The organism is Cognatishimia sp. F0-27 (assembly GCF_020667845.1).
Classification (GTDB): domain Bacteria; phylum Pseudomonadota; class Alphaproteobacteria; order Rhodobacterales; family Rhodobacteraceae; genus JAFMPQ01.
Genome location: NZ_JAFMPQ010000006.1, coordinates 56,758 through 75,547 on the forward strand (window position 1 = coordinate 56,758; position 18,790 = coordinate 75,547).

Below are 18,790 nucleotides of genomic sequence, written 5' to 3' on the forward strand. Positions count from 1 at the left end.
ATGGCGAAGCCGATGACCAAGACACAGCTTGTGAGCGCACTGGCTGAAAAAATGGACACAGACAAGAAGACCGCCGGCGGCGCGCTTGATGCGATCGTTGAAATCATCACCGAGGAAGTGTCCGGTGGCGGCGCGGTGACCCTGCCCGGCGTTGGCAAGATCTACTGCCGCGAGCGTCCCGAGCGCATGGTGCGCAACCCTGCGACCGGCGAGCAGTTCAAGAAGGAAGCCGACAAGCAGGTCAAGATGACCATCGCCAAGGCCCTGAAGGACAGCGTCAACGGCTGATTTCCGCCTTTCGGGAATCTTGCAAAGGAGCATCCGCGCGGTGCTCCTTTTTTGTTTCGGAAACAGAAAAATGGCGACGCTGCGTGTTCCTTGTTGCCCGCGTGGCGTGTCCCGCGTGCGTCGCGGTCCGGGAGCGGTCGGTTGGCGGGGGAAGGCCGCAACGCTGGCGTTCGGCGATGCGCGCCAAGGGCTCGTCCGACCGGGCGGATCCTTTGCCTCACACAGACTGGCGAAGCAGGCAACCCGCGACACCCTTGGCCCTCAGACGGGAGTACCGCCCTCTCTCGGTATCAGGGTGACCCGGATCTGCGGCGCTTGCCCCACGAGGCGCTCGGACTGGATCGGGCGCAGAACGGAGCAGCGACTTGGCACGCGGAATGTCGAGACCGGCCGAAGAGCGCGATGTCTTGGCGCCAGGTCTAACAATTGGCGCTCGTTCAAGGGCGCGGCGTCGTCAACATGCGCTCAGGCGTGTTCTTTGCCGTCCGGCGCTGTCGAAATTTCCCGGTGACAGCCAGCGTTCGAACCGCGATTTCTGAGCGGGCCATTCGTGATCGAGGATCGAGAACCACGCCGTATCCCGATTGCGGCCCTTGGTGATGGACGCCTGTCGATGCGTTCCCTCATAGGTGAAGCCAAACCGCTCCGCTGCTGCCCGCGACGCGGCATTCAGCGCATCGCATTTCCATTCGAAACGCCGATAGCCAAGTGTCTCGAAGGCGTTGCGCATCAGCAGGTAGATCGCTTCCGTTGCCGCCACGCTGCGCCGCATGCGCGGTGCGAAATGAATCCAGCCGACCTCGATCGTGCCGACAGCGGGATTGATCCTGAGGTAGGAACAGAAGCCCGAAGCGCGGTCGTCCCGATCGCGGATACAGTAAAACTGAGGGTCCGCGCTTGCCTGCTGCGTTGCGCAGAAGCGGCGGGCGACCTCTGGGGTGTCCCAAGGCTCCAGCGGCATATAGGTCCATCCGGAGCCGGAAGGGTCTTCGGCAAAGGCCTCGAAAAGGGCGTCTGCGTCGTCAAGGCGCAGCGGGTCAAGCCGGACAGACCGGCCTGACAAGGGCACATGCGGCGGGTAGGGGCGTGGAAACGCCCCTGTTACCGGCGCTCCGGTCATCAGCCGAAAACACGGCTCAGAGCACCGTCGGTCGCGGCGATCAGGTGGTCGATGTCATCCTTGGTGGCGATCAACGCGGGCGAGTAGCACAGCGTGTTGTTGTGACCGGGGATAGAGCGGTTCGTGGCCCCGATGATCACGCCCTGCGCCATGCAATCCGCCACGACGGCCTGAACCTGCGCCTCGGGGGCGGGGCGACGCGAGTCGCGGTCTTCGACCAGTTCGGCGCCAAGGAACAAGCCCTTGCCCCGCACATTGCCGATCACGGGATGGCGGTCCCCAAGCGCGTGAAGCTGGTCGAGCATGTAGTCGCCCATGACCTGGCAGTTTTCGAGCAGGTTTTCGTCCTCGATGATGCGCATGTTTTCCATCGCGGCCGCGGGTCCGGCGGTGCAGCCGCCAAAGGTCGAGATATCGCGGAAATAGTTCATCGGGTCCGAGGCATCGTCCTTGAACATGTCGAATACGGCCTCCGTCGTGGTCAGACAGGCAATCGCCGCATAGCCGGAGGCCACGCCCTTAGCCATGGTCACCATATCGGGCTGCACGCCGTATTGCTGATAGCCGAACCATGTGCCGGTCCGGCCAACACCGCACACCACTTCGTCGATATGCAGCAGAATGTCATATTTGCGGCAGATCTCCTGGACGCGCGGCCAGTAGCCCTCGGGTGGGGTGATCACGCCACCGCCCGCCGTAACCGGTTCAAGGCAGAGCGCCCCGACCGTATCCGGCCCCTCGCGCAGGATGACCTCCTCGATCTGGTTCGCGGCCCATTCGCCGTAATTCTCCCGCGGCGCGCCCTGGTCTGCGGCGCGGTATTCGAGGCAATGCGGCACGCGCACGAAGCCCGGCGTGTAGGGCCCGTATTGCGCGCCGCGTTCATCCTGACCGCCCGCAGACAGGCAGGAGATCGTCGTGCCGTGATAATCGCGGTCACGATAAAGGATCTTGTGCTTCTTGCCGCCATAGCGCTTGTGCGCGATCTGGCGCACCATCTTGAAGGCTTTCTCATTCGCCTCGGAACCGGAGTTGCAGTAATAGACACGCGACTGTCCGGGCATCTTTTCGATGAGCTTCTCGGCAAAGAGCGCACCGGGCACAGAACCCGCAGCGCCTGCGAAGTAATTCAGCTTCATCAGTTGGTCGCGCACGGCATTGGCGATGCTTTCACGGCCATAGCCGACATTGACGGTCCAGACCCCGCCGGACACCCCGTCGAGATGCTCCTTGCCGGCCTGATTCCAGACCTTCATGCCGCGGCCTTCAACGATGATGTTGGGGTCCTTGGTCTCAAATGCCTTGTGCTGCACGAGATGGTGCCAGACATGGGCCTTGTCGGCCTCGACGACGTGGCTCAGGTCGTTCTGCGTCAAATTTCCGTCCATGGTCCGCCTCCTTGAGTGCGCATGTTGTGGCCCAGCCTCTGCTACGGGCGCCAGGTCTCCAGATTAGCACATGCTCCCGGATTGAAGGCAACCGATAGGGCCAGATTGGCAGACAAAGTATGACCAGATTTCCCGCTTTCGGCAAAGCCGGGGCGGCGCGCACAAAAAGCTGTTTACTTCCAAGGGAACTGATGTCCGATGCGGGCCGAAGGGCATGCCGGACATGGGCCCCTCCGTGCCATAAAAAGGGCATGACCGACGACCAGTGCCGGTTTTCCGGTCTGCTGTGTCGCCGCGCGCGATTGCAGGCAAGGTTTGTATCGATTGGGGGGAGGCGGGGGCCCTTGGTTCGGGCACCCACCCGGTTCAGGATCCGGCCTCTGTCGCTTCCGAACTCATGCCATCGAGGGTCGAAAGCAGCACCGCGACCTGCGCATCAAGCCAGGCGCGGGCGGCATCGACCGTCTCGACAAACGCACTCAGAACCGGTGCAAGCGCAGGGACCGACTCGGCGATTTGCGGTGCGGAGGCGTATACCGCCGTCAACAACCCGGCGATCACCAAGACAAGAAAGAACCCCTTGCCGAAGCCGGATTTCTCTTTGGTCTCGGTGTCGCCAACCTCGTGGCGTTCGGCCTCGTCGACAGCGCGCGGTTTGTGGCTATCGGTGAGGGATTGCGAGATTTCCTCGACATCGGGCAGCAATTCCCGGCGCGAGGGCGCGGGCGCTGGCGGCGGGACGGGCACGGACCAGTCCTCCGTCTCCCCCGCGCGGTCTTCCGGTTCTGCGCGGCGCGGGGACGGCTCTGGCGGTTGGATCGGGGGGGCGGCGTCCCTTGGCACTTCGGGGGCAATGTCTTCCGGGCGCGGTTGGGGCGTTGCGGCGGATTCGCGCGCTGCAAGATCGGCACGGGCCTGACGCGCCCTTACGGCGTTGTCGGGTGTGTGCAGCCCGAGGTCGGGCTGGCTTTCCACGATACCCGCTTCTGCTGCGCGGCGGCGGTTTTCGAATTCACGCTCCTGGCGCAGAACTTCTTCGACCTGCGGATCAATCCGCCGGGCGCGCCGCTGTTCCGGCGGTTCGGCCGCGGCGCGCGGCGGCGGCGGCAGGTCGTCACCCGTGTCGGGCTGGCTGTCGGAAGGTGGCGTTGCGAGCGCCTCCGCATCGGGGGCGGGATCGTCCGGATGGCTCTGAAACCAGGTATGCGCGCAGTTCGAACACTGCACATCGCGACCCCCTTCGGGGATCACGTCCTTTGGCACTTCGTATTGCGCCCCGCATTCGGGGCAGGTCAATCGCATTCTGCTCAAGGTGTTCCCTGCTCCCCGGCGACAGGCCGGTTGCTCTACTGTTTTGGTAAACTTGCCGGGACAAGCGGCAAAAGTCCACCGCAACTGCGGGCATGACATTGAATCCCCGGTCCGGGTGCTGCAAAACGGACGCGACGGAGTTTCCAAGGATACGCGCGTGATCAATCTGACAGATGTCGCCTACAGCTACGGCGGTCAGGCGCTGCTCGAAGGCGTCACGCTCGATCTCGCGCCGGGGTCGTTCCATTTTCTGACCGGTCCGTCCGGCGCGGGCAAAACCACGTTGATGAAGCTGTGCTACGGAGCCTTGCTTCCCAGTTCGGGAAGCCTGACGGTTTTCGGCACCGAGATTGCCGACATGGACCGCGATGCCGTTGCCATGGCGCGGCGCAGGATCGGTGTCGTGCATCAGGACTGCCAGTTTCTCGACCACTTGCCCGTATCGGAAAATGTCGCCCTTCCGCTTGCGGTCTCCGGTCAGGCATCGCCTGAGGAAGAGGAAAACCTGCTCGAACTGATGAGCTGGGTCGGCCTGACAGGGCGGGCGGACGCCCGACCCCCGGAGCTTTCCGGCGGTGAGCGGCAAAGGGCGGCGCTTGCGCGTGCGCTGATCCTGTCTCCGGATGTCATCCTTGCCGACGAACCCACGGGCAATGTGGATTGGGACATGTCGCAACGCTTGCTGCGTCTGCTGATCGAGTTGAACCGGATGGGCAAGACCGTGCTGATTGCCACACATGACCTGATGCTGATCCGCGCGGCAAAGGCCCAGGTCCAGGCGCGGGTGCTTCGGATTTCCAACCGAACGGTGCAAGCGGCGGGGGCAGATCTTTGATACGTGCATTCAACAGGACCATCCTGCGCGCGGTGGTTTCGCGCGAGGTCGGCGCGGATCGGGTTGTGCCGCCGCAGGGTTTCACCGCCCGGTTGACCGTCTTCACCTCGGCCGCAATGGCATTCCTGACGGTGTTTGCGCTGGCGCTCTCCCTTGCGGCAGCGCGTCTGGCAGTCGATTGGGGTGACGGACTGGCGCGATCGGCGACGATCCGGATCTCGTCTCCGGCGGATCAACGCGCAGCGCAGACCGAAGCCACCCTCGAGATCCTGCGCCAGACGCCGGGGATCGGTGCCGCGCGCGCGCTGAGTGATGAGGAACAAGGCGCGCTTCTGGAGCCGTGGTTCGGGCCGGATCTGCCGGTGGACCGGCTCCCCGTGCCGCGGTTGATCGAGATTTCCGAGACCGGGCCGGACTACGATTCCGACGGGCTGCGCCTGCGGCTGCAGGCCGAAGTGCCGGGTGCGGTGCTGGACGATCACGCGCGCTGGCGCCAACCGCTTGTGGCCGCGGCGGATCGGTTGCGTTTGTTGGGCTGGCTTGCCATCGGGCTGATTGCCGCGGCCACCGGTGCCATGGTCACGCTGGCCGCCAGTGCAGCGCTCGCAGCCAATGCGCCGATCATTGCAACACTGCGTCTGGTGGGGGCGACCGATGGCTATGTCGCGTCGGCCTTCGTGAGGCGGTATACAACGCGCACCCTCGTCGGCGCAGCGCTGGGCACCGTTCTGGGTATGGTCGCCATCGCCCTGATGCCGGGCGGCGGTGAGGCGGGCGGGTTGCTCACGGGGCTGCGCTTTGAAGGGTGGCACTGGCTGGCCCCGCTGCTCGTGCCGCCTTTGGCGTCTGTCGTGGCGTTCCTCGCCACAAGTTTTGCCGCGACGCGCGTGCTTGAGGCGCAGTCGTGATGGCGTGGGCGAAAGCCCCTGATAAGGGAAGGCGACCAACATGCGCTGGCTGATTTCGCTGCTGTTCAACATTCAGATGTATGTGATGATGCTGGTCATCGGCTTGGTTTACCTGCCGTGGGCGCTGGTCTCTCCAAGAGGAGCGCGGGCGGGGTGCAAGGCGTATTGTCGCTGGATCCGGTTCACATTGCGCTGGATGGTCGGATTGCACACCGAAGTGCGTGGTCCGATCCCGGAAGGCGAAGTGATGATCGCCGCCAAGCATCAGTCCTTTCTTGATATCATCCTGATTTTTGGTGCGATCCCGGCCGGGAAGTTCATCATGAAGCGCGAGCTGATGTATGCGCCGATCATTGGCCAATACGGCTTGCGGATCGGCTGCGTTCCGGTGGACCGGGGCAAACGCGGCGCGGCCATCACCAAGATGCTCGCAGATGTGAAAAAAGGTCTCGCGATGCCGGGTCAGTTGATCATTTACGCGCAGGGCACGCGCGTCGCGCCCGGTGTAAAGGCCCCGTACAAGGTGGGCACTGCGGTGTTGTATGAGCAGCTTGGCCAGCCTTGTGTGCCAGCGGCGACGAATGTGGGCGTGTTCTGGCCCAAGCGCGGCGTGCGCCGGGAAAAGGGGCTGGCCGTGGTCGAGTTCCTTCCGACGATCGAACCGGGGCTGTCCAAGAACGAGATGCTGGCCCGGCTTGAAGACGAGGTCGAAACCGCGTCTGACCGCCTGATGGCTGAAGCCGGGTTTCAGGGTGCGGTACCGGAAATCAAGGTCGGGTCGTGATGCGCAGGATCGAGACGGTCGGGGATCTCGAGGCGCTCTATGGCCCGCGGGTTCCGGCCGCGGTCTCGAAGGTGGCGCGGCACCTGACCCCGCTTTATCGGGCGTGGGTCGCCAATGCCCGGTTCTGTATCCTTTCGACGGTGGGCCATGGCGGTGTGCACGGGTCGCCACGCGGCGATGATGGCGCTGTCGTGCACGTGGCCGATGCCGAAACGCTCTGGTTGCCCGATTGGCGCGGCAACAATCGCATCGAAGCGCTGCGCGATATTGTCGAAGACGGGCGCGTGGCGCTGCTGTTTCTCGTGCCGGGATCCGGCACCACGGTGCGTGTCAACGGCACCGCCTTTCTGACAGATGACGAGGCCGCGCGGTCGCGCTTTGCCAAGGGCGCGCGGATGCCTGCCACGGTCGTCGTGATCCATATCGACGAGGTCTATACCCAATGTGCCAAGGCGGTGATCCGCTCTGGCTTGTGGTCGCGCGATGACCGGGACACGGTGCCCACCGTGGGCCAGATCCTCGCCGATATGACTGACGGTGAAGAAGGCGGCGCGGAGTATGACCGGACCTATGTCGAGCGGTCGAAACCGAAGCTGTGGTGAACACCGACGGTCATCAACTCTCGCAGGCGTCTTGCCGTATCCGCCCATGCGGGGTGCCGGGGCAGGGGCGTTGAGCGGATGTTGGTAGTTGTCGGCCTGATCATTGCCTTCGTGCTGGTTGCTGTGTTTTCCAACCGTGCCACCCGCTCCTGCCGCTGGCGCGAATACCGCGAAGAGACGGAAAGCCGTTGGGTTTGCATCCACTGTGGTGTGGAATTGCACGGCCCGCGCGGTATCGCGCCGAAACACTGCCACAGGCCGAAACAGCCGGATGCATAAACACAAGACGGCGCGCAACCGGTGCGCGCGCCGTCTTGCGGTCTTCCATGAAAGCGCGTGGCCTTGCTGTCGGCCTAGGCCCAGTCGCCAGAGAACCCTTTCGGCACCATGAGGATATCGCGATCCAGCTTGGTGATGTCGCGATGGCCGCAAAGACCCATCGACGCGCTGAGCTCCTTGTGGATCACCTCCAGCGCTTGCGTCACACCTTTTTGTCCCATCGCGCCCAACCCGTAGACATAGGCCCGACCGATCCAACATCCCTTTGCGCCCAAAGCCGTTGCCTTCAGCACGTCCTGACCCGACCGGATCCCGCTGTCGATATGCACTTCGATCTTGTCACCAACGGCGTCGACGATCGGCTCCAGCGCCCGGATCGAGCTCAGCGCGCCATCAAGCTGCCGTCCGCCGTGGTTCGACACGACAATCGCATCCGCCCCGACATTGAGCGCTTCGCGCGCGTCGCGGACATCCATGATGCCCTTGATGATCAGCGGGCCGTCCCACATCTTGCGGAACTCCCGGATGCGGTCCCAGTCGAGCGATTGGTCAAAGGCCTCGGCGGTCCACGTGCTGAGCGAAGACGGGTCCGTCACTCCCTTGGCATGGCCGACGATATTGCCAAAGAACCGGCGTTTGGTGCTCAGCATCCCAAGGCCCCACTGCACCTTGGTCATCATGTTTGCGACGGAGGCAGGGGTGAGTTTGGGCGGGGCAGACAGGCCGTTCTTGATGTCCTTGTGGCGCTGGCCCATCAGTTGCAGGTCGACCGTGATCACGGCGGCGGAGCATTTGGCCTCTTTCGCCCGATCAAACAGCCGCTGCATGAAATCGTCGTCCTTCAGCGTGTAGACCTGCATCCAGAACGGCTTGGACGTATGGGAGGCTACGTCCTCGATCGAACAGATCGACATGGTCGACAGGCAGAAGGGCACCCCGAACTTTTCGGCCGCCCGGGCCGCCATGATCTCCCCGTCATAGTGTTGCATGCCGGTCAGTCCCACAGGCGCCAGCGCAACGGGCATGGACACATCCTGCCCGATCATCTTCGTGGCGGTATTCCGATTGGCCATATCGAGCGCCACCCGCTGACGCAGGTAGATCTTGTCGAAATCCGAGGTGTTCTCGCGAAAGGTCTGTTCCGTCCAACTGCCGGATTCGCAGTAGTCGTAAAACATCTTCGGCACGCGCCGTTTGTAGATACGCTTCAGATCCGCGATTTCGGTGATGACGGGCATGAAGAGGCCTTTCTCAATATTGGTAAGGTCACTTAACCAATTTTTGGTCTTGCGGCAATTGTTTGATTCTGTCGAAGCCATTTTGCCGCGCTTGGGTGATCCAAACACATCTATGGACAAACCCTAGAACACCGAAGGGGCGTGGTGCCAGAGGGTGTCAGGAAAGCATGAAACCGGACAAGCGGACAGACAGTCAGCACCGCATCAAGGAGCAGCCAACAGGGCAGGAGAAAAGCTACACAGCACATACATATTCGATAATGAATATGTATGTGCTAGTGTTTCCAAACCGCTCGGGTAACTGCAACTTTAGGGGAGCAAACCATGACCCAATGGACAAGGAGACTCGCGCAAGCTTCCATGTGCGCGGCATTTTTCACAACGGCGACCGGGACAGCCATGGCGCAGGACTTTTCTTACGGGGCGTCCATGTTCGCCGAGAACTGCGCGGTTTGCCACGGTGTTGAAGGGGCTGGAGACGGACCTGTGGCAGAGTTGTTCGCGCAAAGGCCTAGCAATCTCAAGTTGATCGCCAAGGAAAACAACAATGTCTTTCCCTTCAGCGAAATCTATCAGTCAATAGACGGCCGCCGTGACATCACTGCGCATGGATCGACCCAGATGCCGATCTGGGGCAACCTGCTTCTCGAAGAGGCCTATCCCGCCACGATTCACCCCGGCGTGAGTGCCGAGGACCTCGTGCAAGGACGTATTCTGGCCCTGGTATACTATCTGCAATCGATCCAGGAGCGTTAAGCCCGTTCAGAAAGGCCGATTGACTCAAGCCCGGTGCGCGCCGTCCGCAAGGGATTTCACGAAGGCCAGCACCTCTTCGACCGGTTTGCCTGAGGCCATCTCCGCCACGATTGCGGAGCCGACCACGCAGCCATCTGCGGTGGACGCGATGGCTTGGGCGGTGTCCGGTGTCCGGATGCCGAAGCCGACGATGACCGGAAGATCGGTTGCCGCCTTGATCCGGGCAACCTCCGGGCCGACATCGCCCGCCTGCGCGGCCGCGGCACCGGTGATCCCGGTGATGGACACGTAATAGACAAATCCAGAGGTGTTTTGCAGAACTTTCGGCAGGCGTGCGTCGTCTGTCGTGGGTGTTGCGAGACGGATGAAGTTCAGCCCGGCGGCCTGCGCGGGGATGCAGAGTTCTTCATCCTCTTCTGGTGGCAGGTCAACGACGATCAGACCGTCGATACCGGCTTCGCGCGCATCCGTCAGGAATTGGTCGACGCCATGACTGTAAATCGGATTGTAGTAGCCCATCAGCACGATCGGGGTCGTGTTGTCGCCTTCGCGGAAGTCGCGCACCATCGCCAAGGTTTTCTTGAGCGTCATGCCACCTTCGAGCGCGCGCTGTCCCGCCAGTTGGATTGTCTCGCCATCGGCCATCGGATCGGTGAACGGCAGGCCCAGTTCGATAATGTCCACGCCCGCGGCCGGTAGCCCCTTGAGCACGGCTGTGGAGCGCTCCGTATCCGGATCGCCGGCCATGATGTACGAGACAAAAGCCTTGCGGCCTTTCTTGCGGAGTTCAGCGAATTTGGCGTCGATACGGGTCATGTCAGGTCTCCGAGGGCACTCTTCCCTGCCTCCTGCCGGATCATGCGAGGAAAAGCAATGCGCAGGGCTGCGCTTTTGACCCTTATCAAGGTGGGTTGGGTTCGGAACGTTTAATATCGGGACGACTCCAGCCACAAGACCTCGAGAGAAAGGCCTCACATGACAAATACTCCTGCTGCTGTGGAACCTGCCGCCAATGGCGCCGCTGGCGCTGCCAAGACGTCGCGCGCGACCCGTGCGCAAGCGCCAAGTCCTGACGAGATCCGCCGCGCCTTTGAAACCGGCGTGTATCCATATGGTGACAGGCTTTCGCGGCGTTCTTACGAGCGTCAGAAAGCGCAGCTTCAGGCCGAGCTTCTCAAGGTGCAGCTTTGGGCGCAGGAAACCGGTCAGAAATTCGTGCTGCTGTTTGAAGGGCGCGACGCGGCGGGCAAGGGCGGAACGATCAAACGATTTACCGAGCACCTGAATCCACGCAGCGCGCGGGTTGTCGCGCTCAACAAGCCTTCCGAAGAGGAGCGCGGGCAATGGTATTACCAGCGCTACATTCGGCATCTGCCGACCGACGGTGAAATCGTGCTCTATGATCGGTCCTGGTATAACCGCGCGGGTGTCGAGCGGGTCATGGGGTTCTGCTCGCCAAACGAATATCTCGAGTTCATGCGCCAGACCCCGGCCTTTGAGAGGATGCTTGTGCAATCGGGTATCAAGCTCTTCAAATACTGGTTCTCGGTGACACAGGATGAACAGAGGCGCCGCTTTGAAAGCCGCGAGACCGATCCGCTCAAGCAGTGGAAGCTCAGCCCGATTGACAAGGCTTCGCTGAACAAGTGGGACGATTACACAGAGGCCAAGGAGGCCATGTTCTTCTACACCGATACGGCCGATGCCCCTTGGACGGTCATCAAATCGAATGACAAGAAGCGTGCGCGCCTCGGATGTATGCGCCATTTCCTCGCCTCGATCGACTATCCCGGCAAAGACCCGAAAATCGCAACCTTGCCGGATCCGCTGATTGTTGGTGGCGCGGGTCACGTGATCCACAAGTCGGATCATATTCTGGGCACGGCCCTGCACCCGGATACCCGCAAGAGCTGAAGCCGCCTCAAGACGCGGCGGCCACTTTGCGCCGCCGCGGACAAGCCGTCGCGCGGTTGATTGCGGAGATGTTCTCGGACTGATTGGCTCGTGACGGTTTTGTCCATTTGTTGCTGGCCCTCGGGTGATCCCCCTCAAGTCGTGCAGCAGTTGGATGACACTCCCGTGGGCCGCAGCACGCGGCCGAGGCCGCCCCAGACCGGCGTCCGTCCGGGTGCAGGACGACAACGCTCCGCTCGGATTGCTGCACGGATCCTTGGCGGGTTGTGAAGGTTGCGGACGGGGGCCGCTTGGTGCCGAATGACACGCTGTCCCAAGGGCGCCAGCGCAGTCGAGCGGGCGCAAGCCCTTGAAGTGCACCCGGATGCCGACACGGACGATACGAGACCAGCCACACGGTGGATTGCGCGCGGTTGGCATCGTGGTTGCCGTCCGTGCGGGTCCTCCCGGGACGGCGGTTTTTGGAACCGTCATGCGTCAGGATGGCGTGAGCAACTGGCTCAGCAACGGATGTGGAAAACTGCGCCGAATGGTGACGGCATAAAAGCTCTCCATGATATCCAGCGAGTAGGGCGCGCGTTGCAACAGGCCGGACCGCAACTCGTCCTGCACCACAACCGACGGCACGATGGCCAAACCGGCGCCGGCGCGTGCCAGAACGCGGGCCATCGCCATGTCATCCACATCGAAGGCAATCCGGGGCGTCAGGGCCATCCGGGCCACAAGCGCCTCGAAACCGGTGCGCAACGCGCTTTCCGTGGGCAGGATCAAAGGTTGTGTTTGCAGCAGCGCTGCGAGGGACTCGCCTTTCAGGCGGTCTTTGCGGCCAAACAGTCCGACCGGTTGCTCGTCGATTTTCCATGCGATGAAGGCCGCTTCGTCGGTCTCCTTGGGCGGCGCGGTCGACAGCACCACGTCCAGCCGCAGATCGGTCAGCGCCCGCAACAGCACAGCTTCGCTGCCTGATTTCAGAATGACATCGGCATCGTCCGAATGCAGCAGCGGTTCGAGAAACCGCATCTGGAAATTTCGCGACAGCGTCGACAACGCACCCACGCGCAGCGGCGCGCGCGCCGTGCCTGTGCGTTCCAGCGTATCGATTAACTCCTTGCCAGTGCCGAAGATCCTGTCTGCGTGGTTCAGCGCGATGCGCCCGGCCTCCGTAAGCACCAAGCGACGCCCGGTCCGGTCAAAAAGCGCGTGACCCAAGCGGTCTTCGAGCGTTCGGATCTGCGAGGACAGCGCGGATTGGGACAGATTGAGCCGGTCGGCGGCCCGGGTCAGGTTCCCTTCATGCGCAACCTCGCGAAAATAGCGCAGGTGATGATAGTTCAACGTCTCCATGTTCTTATTTATAGAACGATATCTGCGATATTATATATTTTTCTTCAAGTTTCGCCTGCTCTAATTCAGCGGAAACGCTTCAGGAGATCTGTCATGTCGAATTTACTGTTGCTGGCCCCGCTCCTTTTGATGGCGATTGCCGGCGTTCTCTGGACCCGCCCGGTCGCCCGCGGCAGCGCGCTTCTGCGTTTGCCGGAATGGGGGGCCCTCGCCGCGACCGCTGCGGGTCTCGCGGCGGCGGGTGTCTTGGCTGTGTCGGGCCCGGCCACCGGCGCGCTGATCGGGATAAGCGGCATGGGGTTTGCCGTTCGGGTGGATCTTTTGTCGGTGGCAATGATGCTGACCGTGGCCTTCGTTGGCTGGATCGTGCTGCGCTTTTCGCGCACGGCGCTTGACGGCGAGGCGAACCAGCCCGCCTTCATGGCCAATATGTCCGCAACGCTCGCGACGGTCCTGTTGCTTGTGTCCTCGGCCAACCTGTTGCAACTGGTGGTCGCGTGGATCGCGATTGGCGTCTTCCTGCAACGGTTGATCCTCTTTTATCCGGAGCGGCCTCGCGCCCAGCGGGCCGCCCGCAAGAAATCCGTGTCTGGCCTGATTGGCAGCGGTGCCTTGCTTGGCGCGGCCATGATCCTCGTGACGGCATTCGGCACCGGCGATATCGGGACGATTTCCGCGACCGTGTCCGGCGGCACGGTGCCGGGGTCCCTGTGGCTCGCGGCGGTCCTCATCGCGATTGCAGCGGTGTTCAAATCGGCCCTGGTGCCGACGCATGGCTGGCTGACCGAGGTGATGGAAGCGCCGACACCGGTGTCCGCCCTGTTGCATGCCGGGGTGGTGAATGCCGGTGGCTTCCTTTTGATCCGGTTTGCCGATGTGCTCCTTGCGGCGCCTGGTGTGCTTGCGCTTCTGGCGCTGATTGGCGGGTTTTCGGCGCTGATCGGGGCTGCCGTTGCGCTGACCCAGCCTGCGGTCAAGACCTCGCTTGCGTGGTCCACCTCGGCGCAGATGGGCTTCATGGTTCTGCAATGCGGCCTCGCGCTGTTCCCGCTGGCGCTTTTGCACATCGTTGCGCACTCGCTTTACAAGGCGCATGCCTTTCTCGCGTCAGGCGGGGCTGTGGAACAGGTGGCGTCCATCCGCAGGCCGGGCCCGGTGGCCGTTCCCGGATTGCCGGCGGTCGCCAAGGCGTTTGGTCTGTCGCTCGCCATCTATATCGGTGTGGGCCTGCTTTTCGGCATCACCGGCAAGGCTCCTCAGACCATTGCGCTTGGCGCCATCCTGATCTTCGGTGTGGCCTACCTTATCGCGCAGGGGCTGGCGGACCTCGCCCCGGCGCAGCTGACCCGGCGCACGGTGGCCATGTCGCTCGCGGCAACGCTGGCCTATTTCGCGCTGCAATGGGCGATCACGGCCGCGTCGGCCGGGATGATCCCGACGCCGCCGGCCCCGGACGGGTTGATCTGGGCGGTGATCGTGCTCGCCGTCAGCAGCTTCGGTCTCGCGGCCTTTGCACAGGCAACCTTCCCGCTCTGGGCCACGCATCCTGCGGCTGCCGGCTTGCGCGTGCACCTTATGAACGGTCTCTATCTCAATGCGCTGACCGACCGGATGACCGGTCACTGGCAGCCGAAAAACGCCACTCCATCCGCGCGGAAAGGATAACCCATGAGCCTCTCGACGCTTCATTTTCAGGGTGCCACCCTGCAGCTGTTCGCCGCGGCGGAAAACGCGATCGCACAGATCCCGCCGGCCTTTCCACTCGCGGCAACCGTGGCCGTAAACCCCTTTCTCGGTCAGGCGGGAGAGCCACGGGCCTTGACGGCGGCACGGATGGAAAAGGTCGCAGGCTTGCGGATCCTGCGCCCCCGTGCGGAACTCAAGGCCCTTTTCGAAAACGGCACGCTCACGCGGGACGATCTTGCACTTGCGATCGCGACGGATCCGGGATTGAGCGTGGAGGACTTGCTTGCAGCGCTCGACAAAACCGCTCCGGCGCCCAAGCCTTTGCCCACTGTCACCGACCTTGCCGAAGACATGACCGGCATTGGCTGGAACGAGTTTGTCGAAGACCGGATAGGCGCGTTCTGCGCGGCCTATTTCGATGAAGGACAGGCCTTCTGGCCGGCGCCCCAGGGCGGTCTCTACGAGGCGTGGCGTGCCTTTGCGAGCCGCGATCTGACACCGGGGATCGCCGGGCTGTCCGGCTTTGCGCAGCATGTGGCGGACCTGCCCGACAGCGCCAAAGCCGGGTTCGAAGCCGCGTCGCAATCGCTTGGCCTCGATGATCAGAATGCGCCGCTCTACTTCCACCGGCTGCTGATGAGCCTTGGTGGGTGGGCGCAATATGCGCGGCATATCGGCTGGACAGCGGAGCGCGACGGGCAACAGGATTCGACAACGCAGGAGTTGCTGACCATCCGCCTTGTGTTCGAGGCGGCGCTTCTGGAAAAGGCGCAAGCCGAGACCTTGACGGCTTGGGCCGCAGCGCGTGAGGACTATGCCACGCCGCTTGAACCGTCCTTGGACAACCGGATCGATGCCGCCTTGCAGGAAGCCGCGGATCGTTCGGCCGAGCGGCGGTTGAAGGAGACCCTTGAAGCCGACGCGGAACCGCGGACACAAACCCCGGACATCCAGGCCGCGTTCTGTATCGACGTCCGCTCCGAACCGTTCCGGCGGGCACTGGAAGCGGCAGATGCGGGGATCGCCACCAAGGGGTTTGCCGGCTTTTTCGGTCTGGCCGTGACGCACCATGCCGAAGGCTCCGACATCGCCGAGGCACGGGCGCCTGTGCTGCTCAACCCCGGTCTTGAAACGACCGTCGCAGCCGACACGCTTCAGGAAGGTGATCTGCGGATCACCCGGCGCGCGACGCGGGCATGGGGGCGGTTCAAGATGGCCGCTGTTTCTGCCTTCGCCTTTGTCGAGGCGGCGGGGCCGCTTTATCTTGGCAAATTGCTGCGGGACAGCTTGCCGGCGCAACCCAAGACCCGGTTGGAGCCGGCCCCGCGCCTGACCCTGACGCTTGCAGATCGGATCGCTGCGGCCAAGACCGTTCTGGGGGCAATGTCGCTGACAGAAGGGTTCGGCAAGGTTGTCCTGATCGCCGGCCATGGCGCAACAGTGACCAATGCACCGCATGCCAGTGCGCTACAATGTGGTGCTTGTGGTGGCCATGCCGGCGACGTCAACGCGCGGCTTCTGGCCGGGCTGCTCAATGATGCGGAGGTTCGTGGCGGTCTGGCGTTGGAAGGGATTGCGGTTCCCGCCGAAACGGTTTTCGTGGCAGGGCTGCATGACACGGTCACCGATGAAGTCACGCTCTACGAGGATGCGCCGATCCCGGCTGCGTCTGCCGGTTCCATGAAACGGCTCAAGGCCGCGCTTAAGACCGCGGCACGGTCGGCGCGGACAGCGCGGGCTCTGCTCCTGCCGCGCGCAAGCGGCGAAGCCGATGTCTCCGTGCGGGGCGGAGACTGGTCCGAGCTTCGCCCCGAATGGGGTCTGGCGGGCTGTCAGGCGTTCCTCGCGGCACCGCGCATGCGCAGCGTGGGTCGCGATCTGGGCGGTCGGGTGTTCTTGCACGATTACGATCACGCGAAAGATGACGGCTACGGCGTGCTCGAGTTGATCCTGACCGCGCCTGTGGTCGTTGCGAGCTGGATTTCGCTGCAATATCATGGCTCCGCGCTGGCGCCTGAGGCATTTGGTGGGGGCAACAAGCTGCTGCACAACGTGACTGCGGGGATCGGCGTGGTTGAGGGCAATGGCGGGCTGCTGCGGGCTGGCCTGCCGCGGCAGTCGGTGCATGATGGCGACACGCTGCGCCATGAGCCGGTACGGCTATCGGTGATTGTGGCCGCCCCGACCGAGGCGATCCAGGGTATTCTCGACAAGCATCCGCAGGTCCGCGCCCTCTTTGACAACGGGTGGCTTGCCCTCTCAGCGATGGATGACGAAGGGCGCGTGGCGCATCGCTATGACGGTGGCGGTTGGGTCGTTGCCGGCGAGGCGGCCCGGGGCCGGGCCGAAGAGCAGGTCCGCGCGGCTTGATCCCTGCGCCCCTCCCCTGAACGCCAAGGGCCGCTCTCGAGGGAGCGGCCCTTGTTGTCTTCAATCACATGAAGGTCACGCGCCGGCAGGATGCGGTGAGCTTACAGAAGGGGTCGGGCACAAACGCGATCAGAGCCCGGAAATTCCCTTGAGATGGTCCAGCACGGCATCGACGCCCTGGTCGTTGCGGACTGACGCAAAGACGAAAGGGCGTTCGCCCCTCATCCGGCCCGCATCGCGGGACATCACGTCCAATGAGGCGCCGACATGGGGCGCCAGGTCGGTCTTGTTGATCACGAGAATATCCGAGCGGGTGATTGCCGGGCCACCCTTGCGGGGAATCTCTTCCCCGGCTGCCACGTCGATCACGTAAAGGGTCACATCGGCAAGCTCCGGCGAGAAGGTGGCCGACAGGTTGTCTCCGCCGCTTTCAATCAGCACCACGTCGAGATCGGGATGACGCGCCCGCATTTCAGCGACGGCCGCGAGGTTGATCGAGGCGTCTTCACGGATCGCGGTATGCGGGCACCCGCCGGTCTCCACCCCGATAACCCGGTCTTCCGGCAGGATCTGCATGCGCATCAGCGCTTCGGCATCCTCCTGCGTATAGATGTCGTTGGTGATGACGCCGATGGAATGGGTGTCCTTGAGGCGTTTTGCAAGCGCTGCGGTGAGCGACGTCTTGCCCGCGCCGACCGGGCCGCCGATACCGACGCGCAAGGGGCCGTGAGGGGAGGTCATGTGCGAAAAATCCTCGGTTCTTGGGTTTCGTGACGCATGGCTGCGATATCGGCTGCCATGGTTTGGCTCGTCAGATCGTCGAGCGTTGTCCCCGCACTCTCCTGCGCGATTCTCTGTGCCACGGGCGTGAGGGCCGCGACAATCCGTTGTCCCTCTGTCTGACCAAGGGGCATCAGGCGCTGAGCGCAGGCCACGGCGTTGGAAACCCAAGCCTGGAGGTACAGCGCGATGGCAAGATCAATCGGATAGCCCTGCACCCCCACGGCGTGTCCAAAGGCCACGGGGTAGGTGAGATCTGCCACATCGATTCCCCAGGTCCGCAGCTGGGCGCAGAATGCCGATCCGAGAGCCTTGGTTTCTGCCAACCGCTCACGCGATGCACAGAAGGCCCGGGCCTCCGCATCGACTGCAGCCGGATCGTCCTGCGCGGCGGCCCGGATCAGAAGCGCCTCGCTCCGTCCGGTGCCATGGTCCAGCATGTCGAGCAGCCAGTCCTCCAGCGTTTCCGGGGACACCAGCCCGTCGGCAACTGCGCGTTCGAGACCCGTCGAATAGGCAAAGGCACCGACCGGAAACGCAGGCGACAGCCATTGTGCGAGAGTAAGCGTTGCACTGTCACGGCACATGTGTGGGACCATGGCTGTGATCTTGATGCTCGTTTGTGGGGTCGTGAGGATGCCCGTGGGTGTGACTGTGCCCATGACCGTGATCCTGCGCATGGGGGTGACTGTGACCATGCGCATCGCCGTGACTGTGGCCATGAGTGCGGCCATGCCCGTATGCGCCACCTTCCGGGGTGAAGGGCTCATGCACGTCTCTGACCAGTGCGCCGAGTTGCTGTAGCATTTTCGCGATGACATGATCCGGTTGGATCAACAAACGATCTGCCTCGATCTGGCAGGGGGTGTGCCGGTTCCCGATATGCCAGGCAAGTCGCACAAGCGACCCCGTCGCCGGGCCCTTGGACGCGCCCGTCTCCGCATTCATCGCGCGCACTTCCAGCAGCTTTTCCGGGGCTGCGAGGATTTCAATCTCGCGCTGGTCTTCGCAGATCACCACACCGCCGTGATCAAGCGAGGTTGTCTGGGGCAGGTCCAGAAGGAACGGCATGCCGTCGTCGGTCTGCAGGACACGTCTTCGCAGGAACCGCGCCTCATAGCTGAGCGAGAGGGTGGCGAAGGGCGTTCCGTGGGCATGGGGGTGATAGCGGGTGGCTGTCAGCATGG

19 protein-coding genes are annotated in these 18,790 nt (G+C 63.1%); 10 read left to right on the top strand and 9 right to left on the bottom strand.

Features of this window, described 5'->3' with window-relative positions:
- The gene (locus tag J1C49_RS05015; protein WP_227444713.1) at nt 1–288 is read left to right on the top strand and encodes an HU family DNA-binding protein; all 288 of its coding nucleotides are present in this window, start codon (nt 1–3) and stop codon (nt 286–288) included.
- Between the two features lie 454 nt (nt 289–742).
- Here J1C49_RS05015 and J1C49_RS05020 read toward each other — a convergent pair whose 3' ends face one another.
- From J1C49_RS05020 to J1C49_RS05030, 3 genes are all read right to left on the bottom strand, one after another.
- Nucleotides 743–1,408: a GNAT family N-acetyltransferase gene (locus J1C49_RS05020; protein WP_227444714.1), complete on the bottom strand. Its 666-nt coding sequence runs from the start codon at nt 1,406–1,408 to the stop codon at nt 743–745.
- On the bottom strand, nt 1,408–2,796 hold the full coding sequence (locus J1C49_RS05025; RefSeq protein WP_227444715.1) for an aspartate aminotransferase family protein: 1,389 nt from the start codon (nt 2,794–2,796) through the stop codon (nt 1,408–1,410). Before J1C49_RS05025 ends, J1C49_RS05020 begins: the two co-directional genes overlap by 1 nt.
- Before the next feature lie 366 nt (nt 2,797–3,162).
- A complete protein-coding gene (locus J1C49_RS05030) occupies nt 3,163–4,098 on the bottom strand; it encodes a zinc-ribbon domain-containing protein (RefSeq protein WP_227444777.1) in 936 nt (311 codons plus the stop codon).
- A gap of 166 nt (nt 4,099–4,264) precedes the next feature.
- Here J1C49_RS05030 and J1C49_RS05035 point away from each other — a divergent pair, with 166 nt between their 5' ends.
- The 5 genes from J1C49_RS05035 to J1C49_RS05055 all read left to right on the top strand — a co-directional run bounded on the left by J1C49_RS05035 (nt 4,265) and on the right by J1C49_RS05055 (nt 7,515).
- A complete protein-coding gene (locus tag J1C49_RS05035; protein ID WP_227444716.1) occupies nt 4,265–4,942 on the top strand; it encodes an ATP-binding cassette domain-containing protein in 678 nt (225 codons plus the stop codon).
- A complete protein-coding gene (locus J1C49_RS05040) occupies nt 4,939–5,850 on the top strand; it encodes an ABC transporter permease (RefSeq protein ID WP_255670598.1) in 912 nt (303 codons plus the stop codon). The genes J1C49_RS05035 and J1C49_RS05040 overlap by 4 nt, the downstream gene beginning before the upstream one ends.
- A gap of 40 nt (nt 5,851–5,890) precedes the next feature.
- Nucleotides 5,891–6,634 carry a 1-acyl-sn-glycerol-3-phosphate acyltransferase gene (locus J1C49_RS05045; RefSeq protein WP_227444717.1) on the top strand — a complete coding sequence of 248 codons (744 nt, stop codon included), beginning with the start codon at nt 5,891–5,893 and terminating at the stop codon, nt 6,632–6,634.
- Nucleotides 6,634–7,236 (top strand): pyridoxamine 5'-phosphate oxidase family protein, encoded by a 603-nt coding sequence (locus J1C49_RS05050; RefSeq protein WP_227444718.1) that lies wholly within the window; start codon nt 6,634–6,636, stop codon nt 7,234–7,236. Before J1C49_RS05045 ends, J1C49_RS05050 begins: the two co-directional genes overlap by 1 nt.
- A gap of 78 nt (nt 7,237–7,314) precedes the next feature.
- Nucleotides 7,315–7,515: a hypothetical protein gene (locus tag J1C49_RS05055; protein ID WP_227444719.1), complete on the top strand. Its 201-nt coding sequence runs from the start codon at nt 7,315–7,317 to the stop codon at nt 7,513–7,515.
- A gap of 74 nt (nt 7,516–7,589) precedes the next feature.
- On the opposite strand, the gene J1C49_RS05060 is transcribed toward J1C49_RS05055, so the two are convergent.
- Nucleotides 7,590–8,753, bottom strand: a complete 1,164-nt coding sequence (locus tag J1C49_RS05060) for an alpha-hydroxy acid oxidase (protein WP_227444720.1) — start codon at nt 8,751–8,753, stop codon at nt 7,590–7,592.
- Nucleotides 8,754–9,077: 324 nt separating this feature from the next.
- Here J1C49_RS05060 and J1C49_RS05065 point away from each other — a divergent pair, with 324 nt between their 5' ends.
- Complete coding sequence (locus J1C49_RS05065) at nt 9,078–9,509, top strand: cytochrome c (protein ID WP_227444721.1); 432 nt, start codon at nt 9,078–9,080, stop codon at nt 9,507–9,509.
- Nucleotides 9,510–9,533: 24 nt separating this feature from the next.
- On the opposite strand, the gene trpA is transcribed toward J1C49_RS05065, so the two are convergent.
- Nucleotides 9,534–10,325 carry a tryptophan synthase subunit alpha gene (gene trpA, locus J1C49_RS05070; protein WP_227444722.1) on the bottom strand — a complete coding sequence of 264 codons (792 nt, stop codon included), beginning with the start codon at nt 10,323–10,325 and terminating at the stop codon, nt 9,534–9,536.
- 159 nt (nt 10,326–10,484) lie between these two features.
- Here trpA and ppk2 point away from each other — a divergent pair, with 159 nt between their 5' ends.
- Nucleotides 10,485–11,423 (top strand): polyphosphate kinase 2, encoded by a 939-nt coding sequence (gene ppk2 / locus J1C49_RS05075; RefSeq protein ID WP_227444723.1) that lies wholly within the window; start codon nt 10,485–10,487, stop codon nt 11,421–11,423.
- A 477-nt stretch (nt 11,424–11,900) separates the two neighbouring features.
- Here ppk2 and J1C49_RS05080 read toward each other — a convergent pair whose 3' ends face one another.
- Complete coding sequence (locus J1C49_RS05080) at nt 11,901–12,767, bottom strand: LysR family transcriptional regulator (RefSeq protein ID WP_227444724.1); 867 nt, start codon at nt 12,765–12,767, stop codon at nt 11,901–11,903.
- A gap of 93 nt (nt 12,768–12,860) precedes the next feature.
- Between J1C49_RS05080 and J1C49_RS05085 the strand changes: the two genes are divergently transcribed.
- Nucleotides 12,861–14,432 carry a proton-conducting transporter membrane subunit gene (locus J1C49_RS05085; RefSeq protein WP_227444725.1) on the top strand — a complete coding sequence of 524 codons (1,572 nt, stop codon included), beginning with the start codon at nt 12,861–12,863 and terminating at the stop codon, nt 14,430–14,432.
- A gap of 3 nt (nt 14,433–14,435) precedes the next feature.
- A complete protein-coding gene (locus J1C49_RS05090; protein ID WP_227444726.1) occupies nt 14,436–16,823 on the top strand; it encodes a YbcC family protein in 2,388 nt (795 codons plus the stop codon).
- 129 nt (nt 16,824–16,952) lie between these two features.
- On the opposite strand, the gene ureG is transcribed toward J1C49_RS05090, so the two are convergent.
- Genes ureG through J1C49_RS05105 form a run of 3 tightly spaced genes read right to left on the bottom strand, consistent with a single transcriptional unit; the run spans nt 16,953 to nt 18,788 of the window.
- A complete protein-coding gene (gene ureG / locus J1C49_RS05095) occupies nt 16,953–17,564 on the bottom strand; it encodes an urease accessory protein UreG (protein ID WP_227444727.1) in 612 nt (203 codons plus the stop codon).
- A complete protein-coding gene (locus tag J1C49_RS05100) occupies nt 17,561–18,202 on the bottom strand; it encodes an urease accessory protein UreF (RefSeq protein ID WP_227444728.1) in 642 nt (213 codons plus the stop codon). The genes ureG and J1C49_RS05100 overlap by 4 nt, the downstream gene beginning before the upstream one ends.
- Nucleotides 18,180–18,788 carry an urease accessory protein UreE gene (locus J1C49_RS05105; protein ID WP_227444779.1) on the bottom strand — a complete coding sequence of 203 codons (609 nt, stop codon included), beginning with the start codon at nt 18,786–18,788 and terminating at the stop codon, nt 18,180–18,182. Before J1C49_RS05105 ends, J1C49_RS05100 begins: the two co-directional genes overlap by 23 nt.
- Nucleotides 18,789–18,790: the final 2 nt, after the last annotated feature.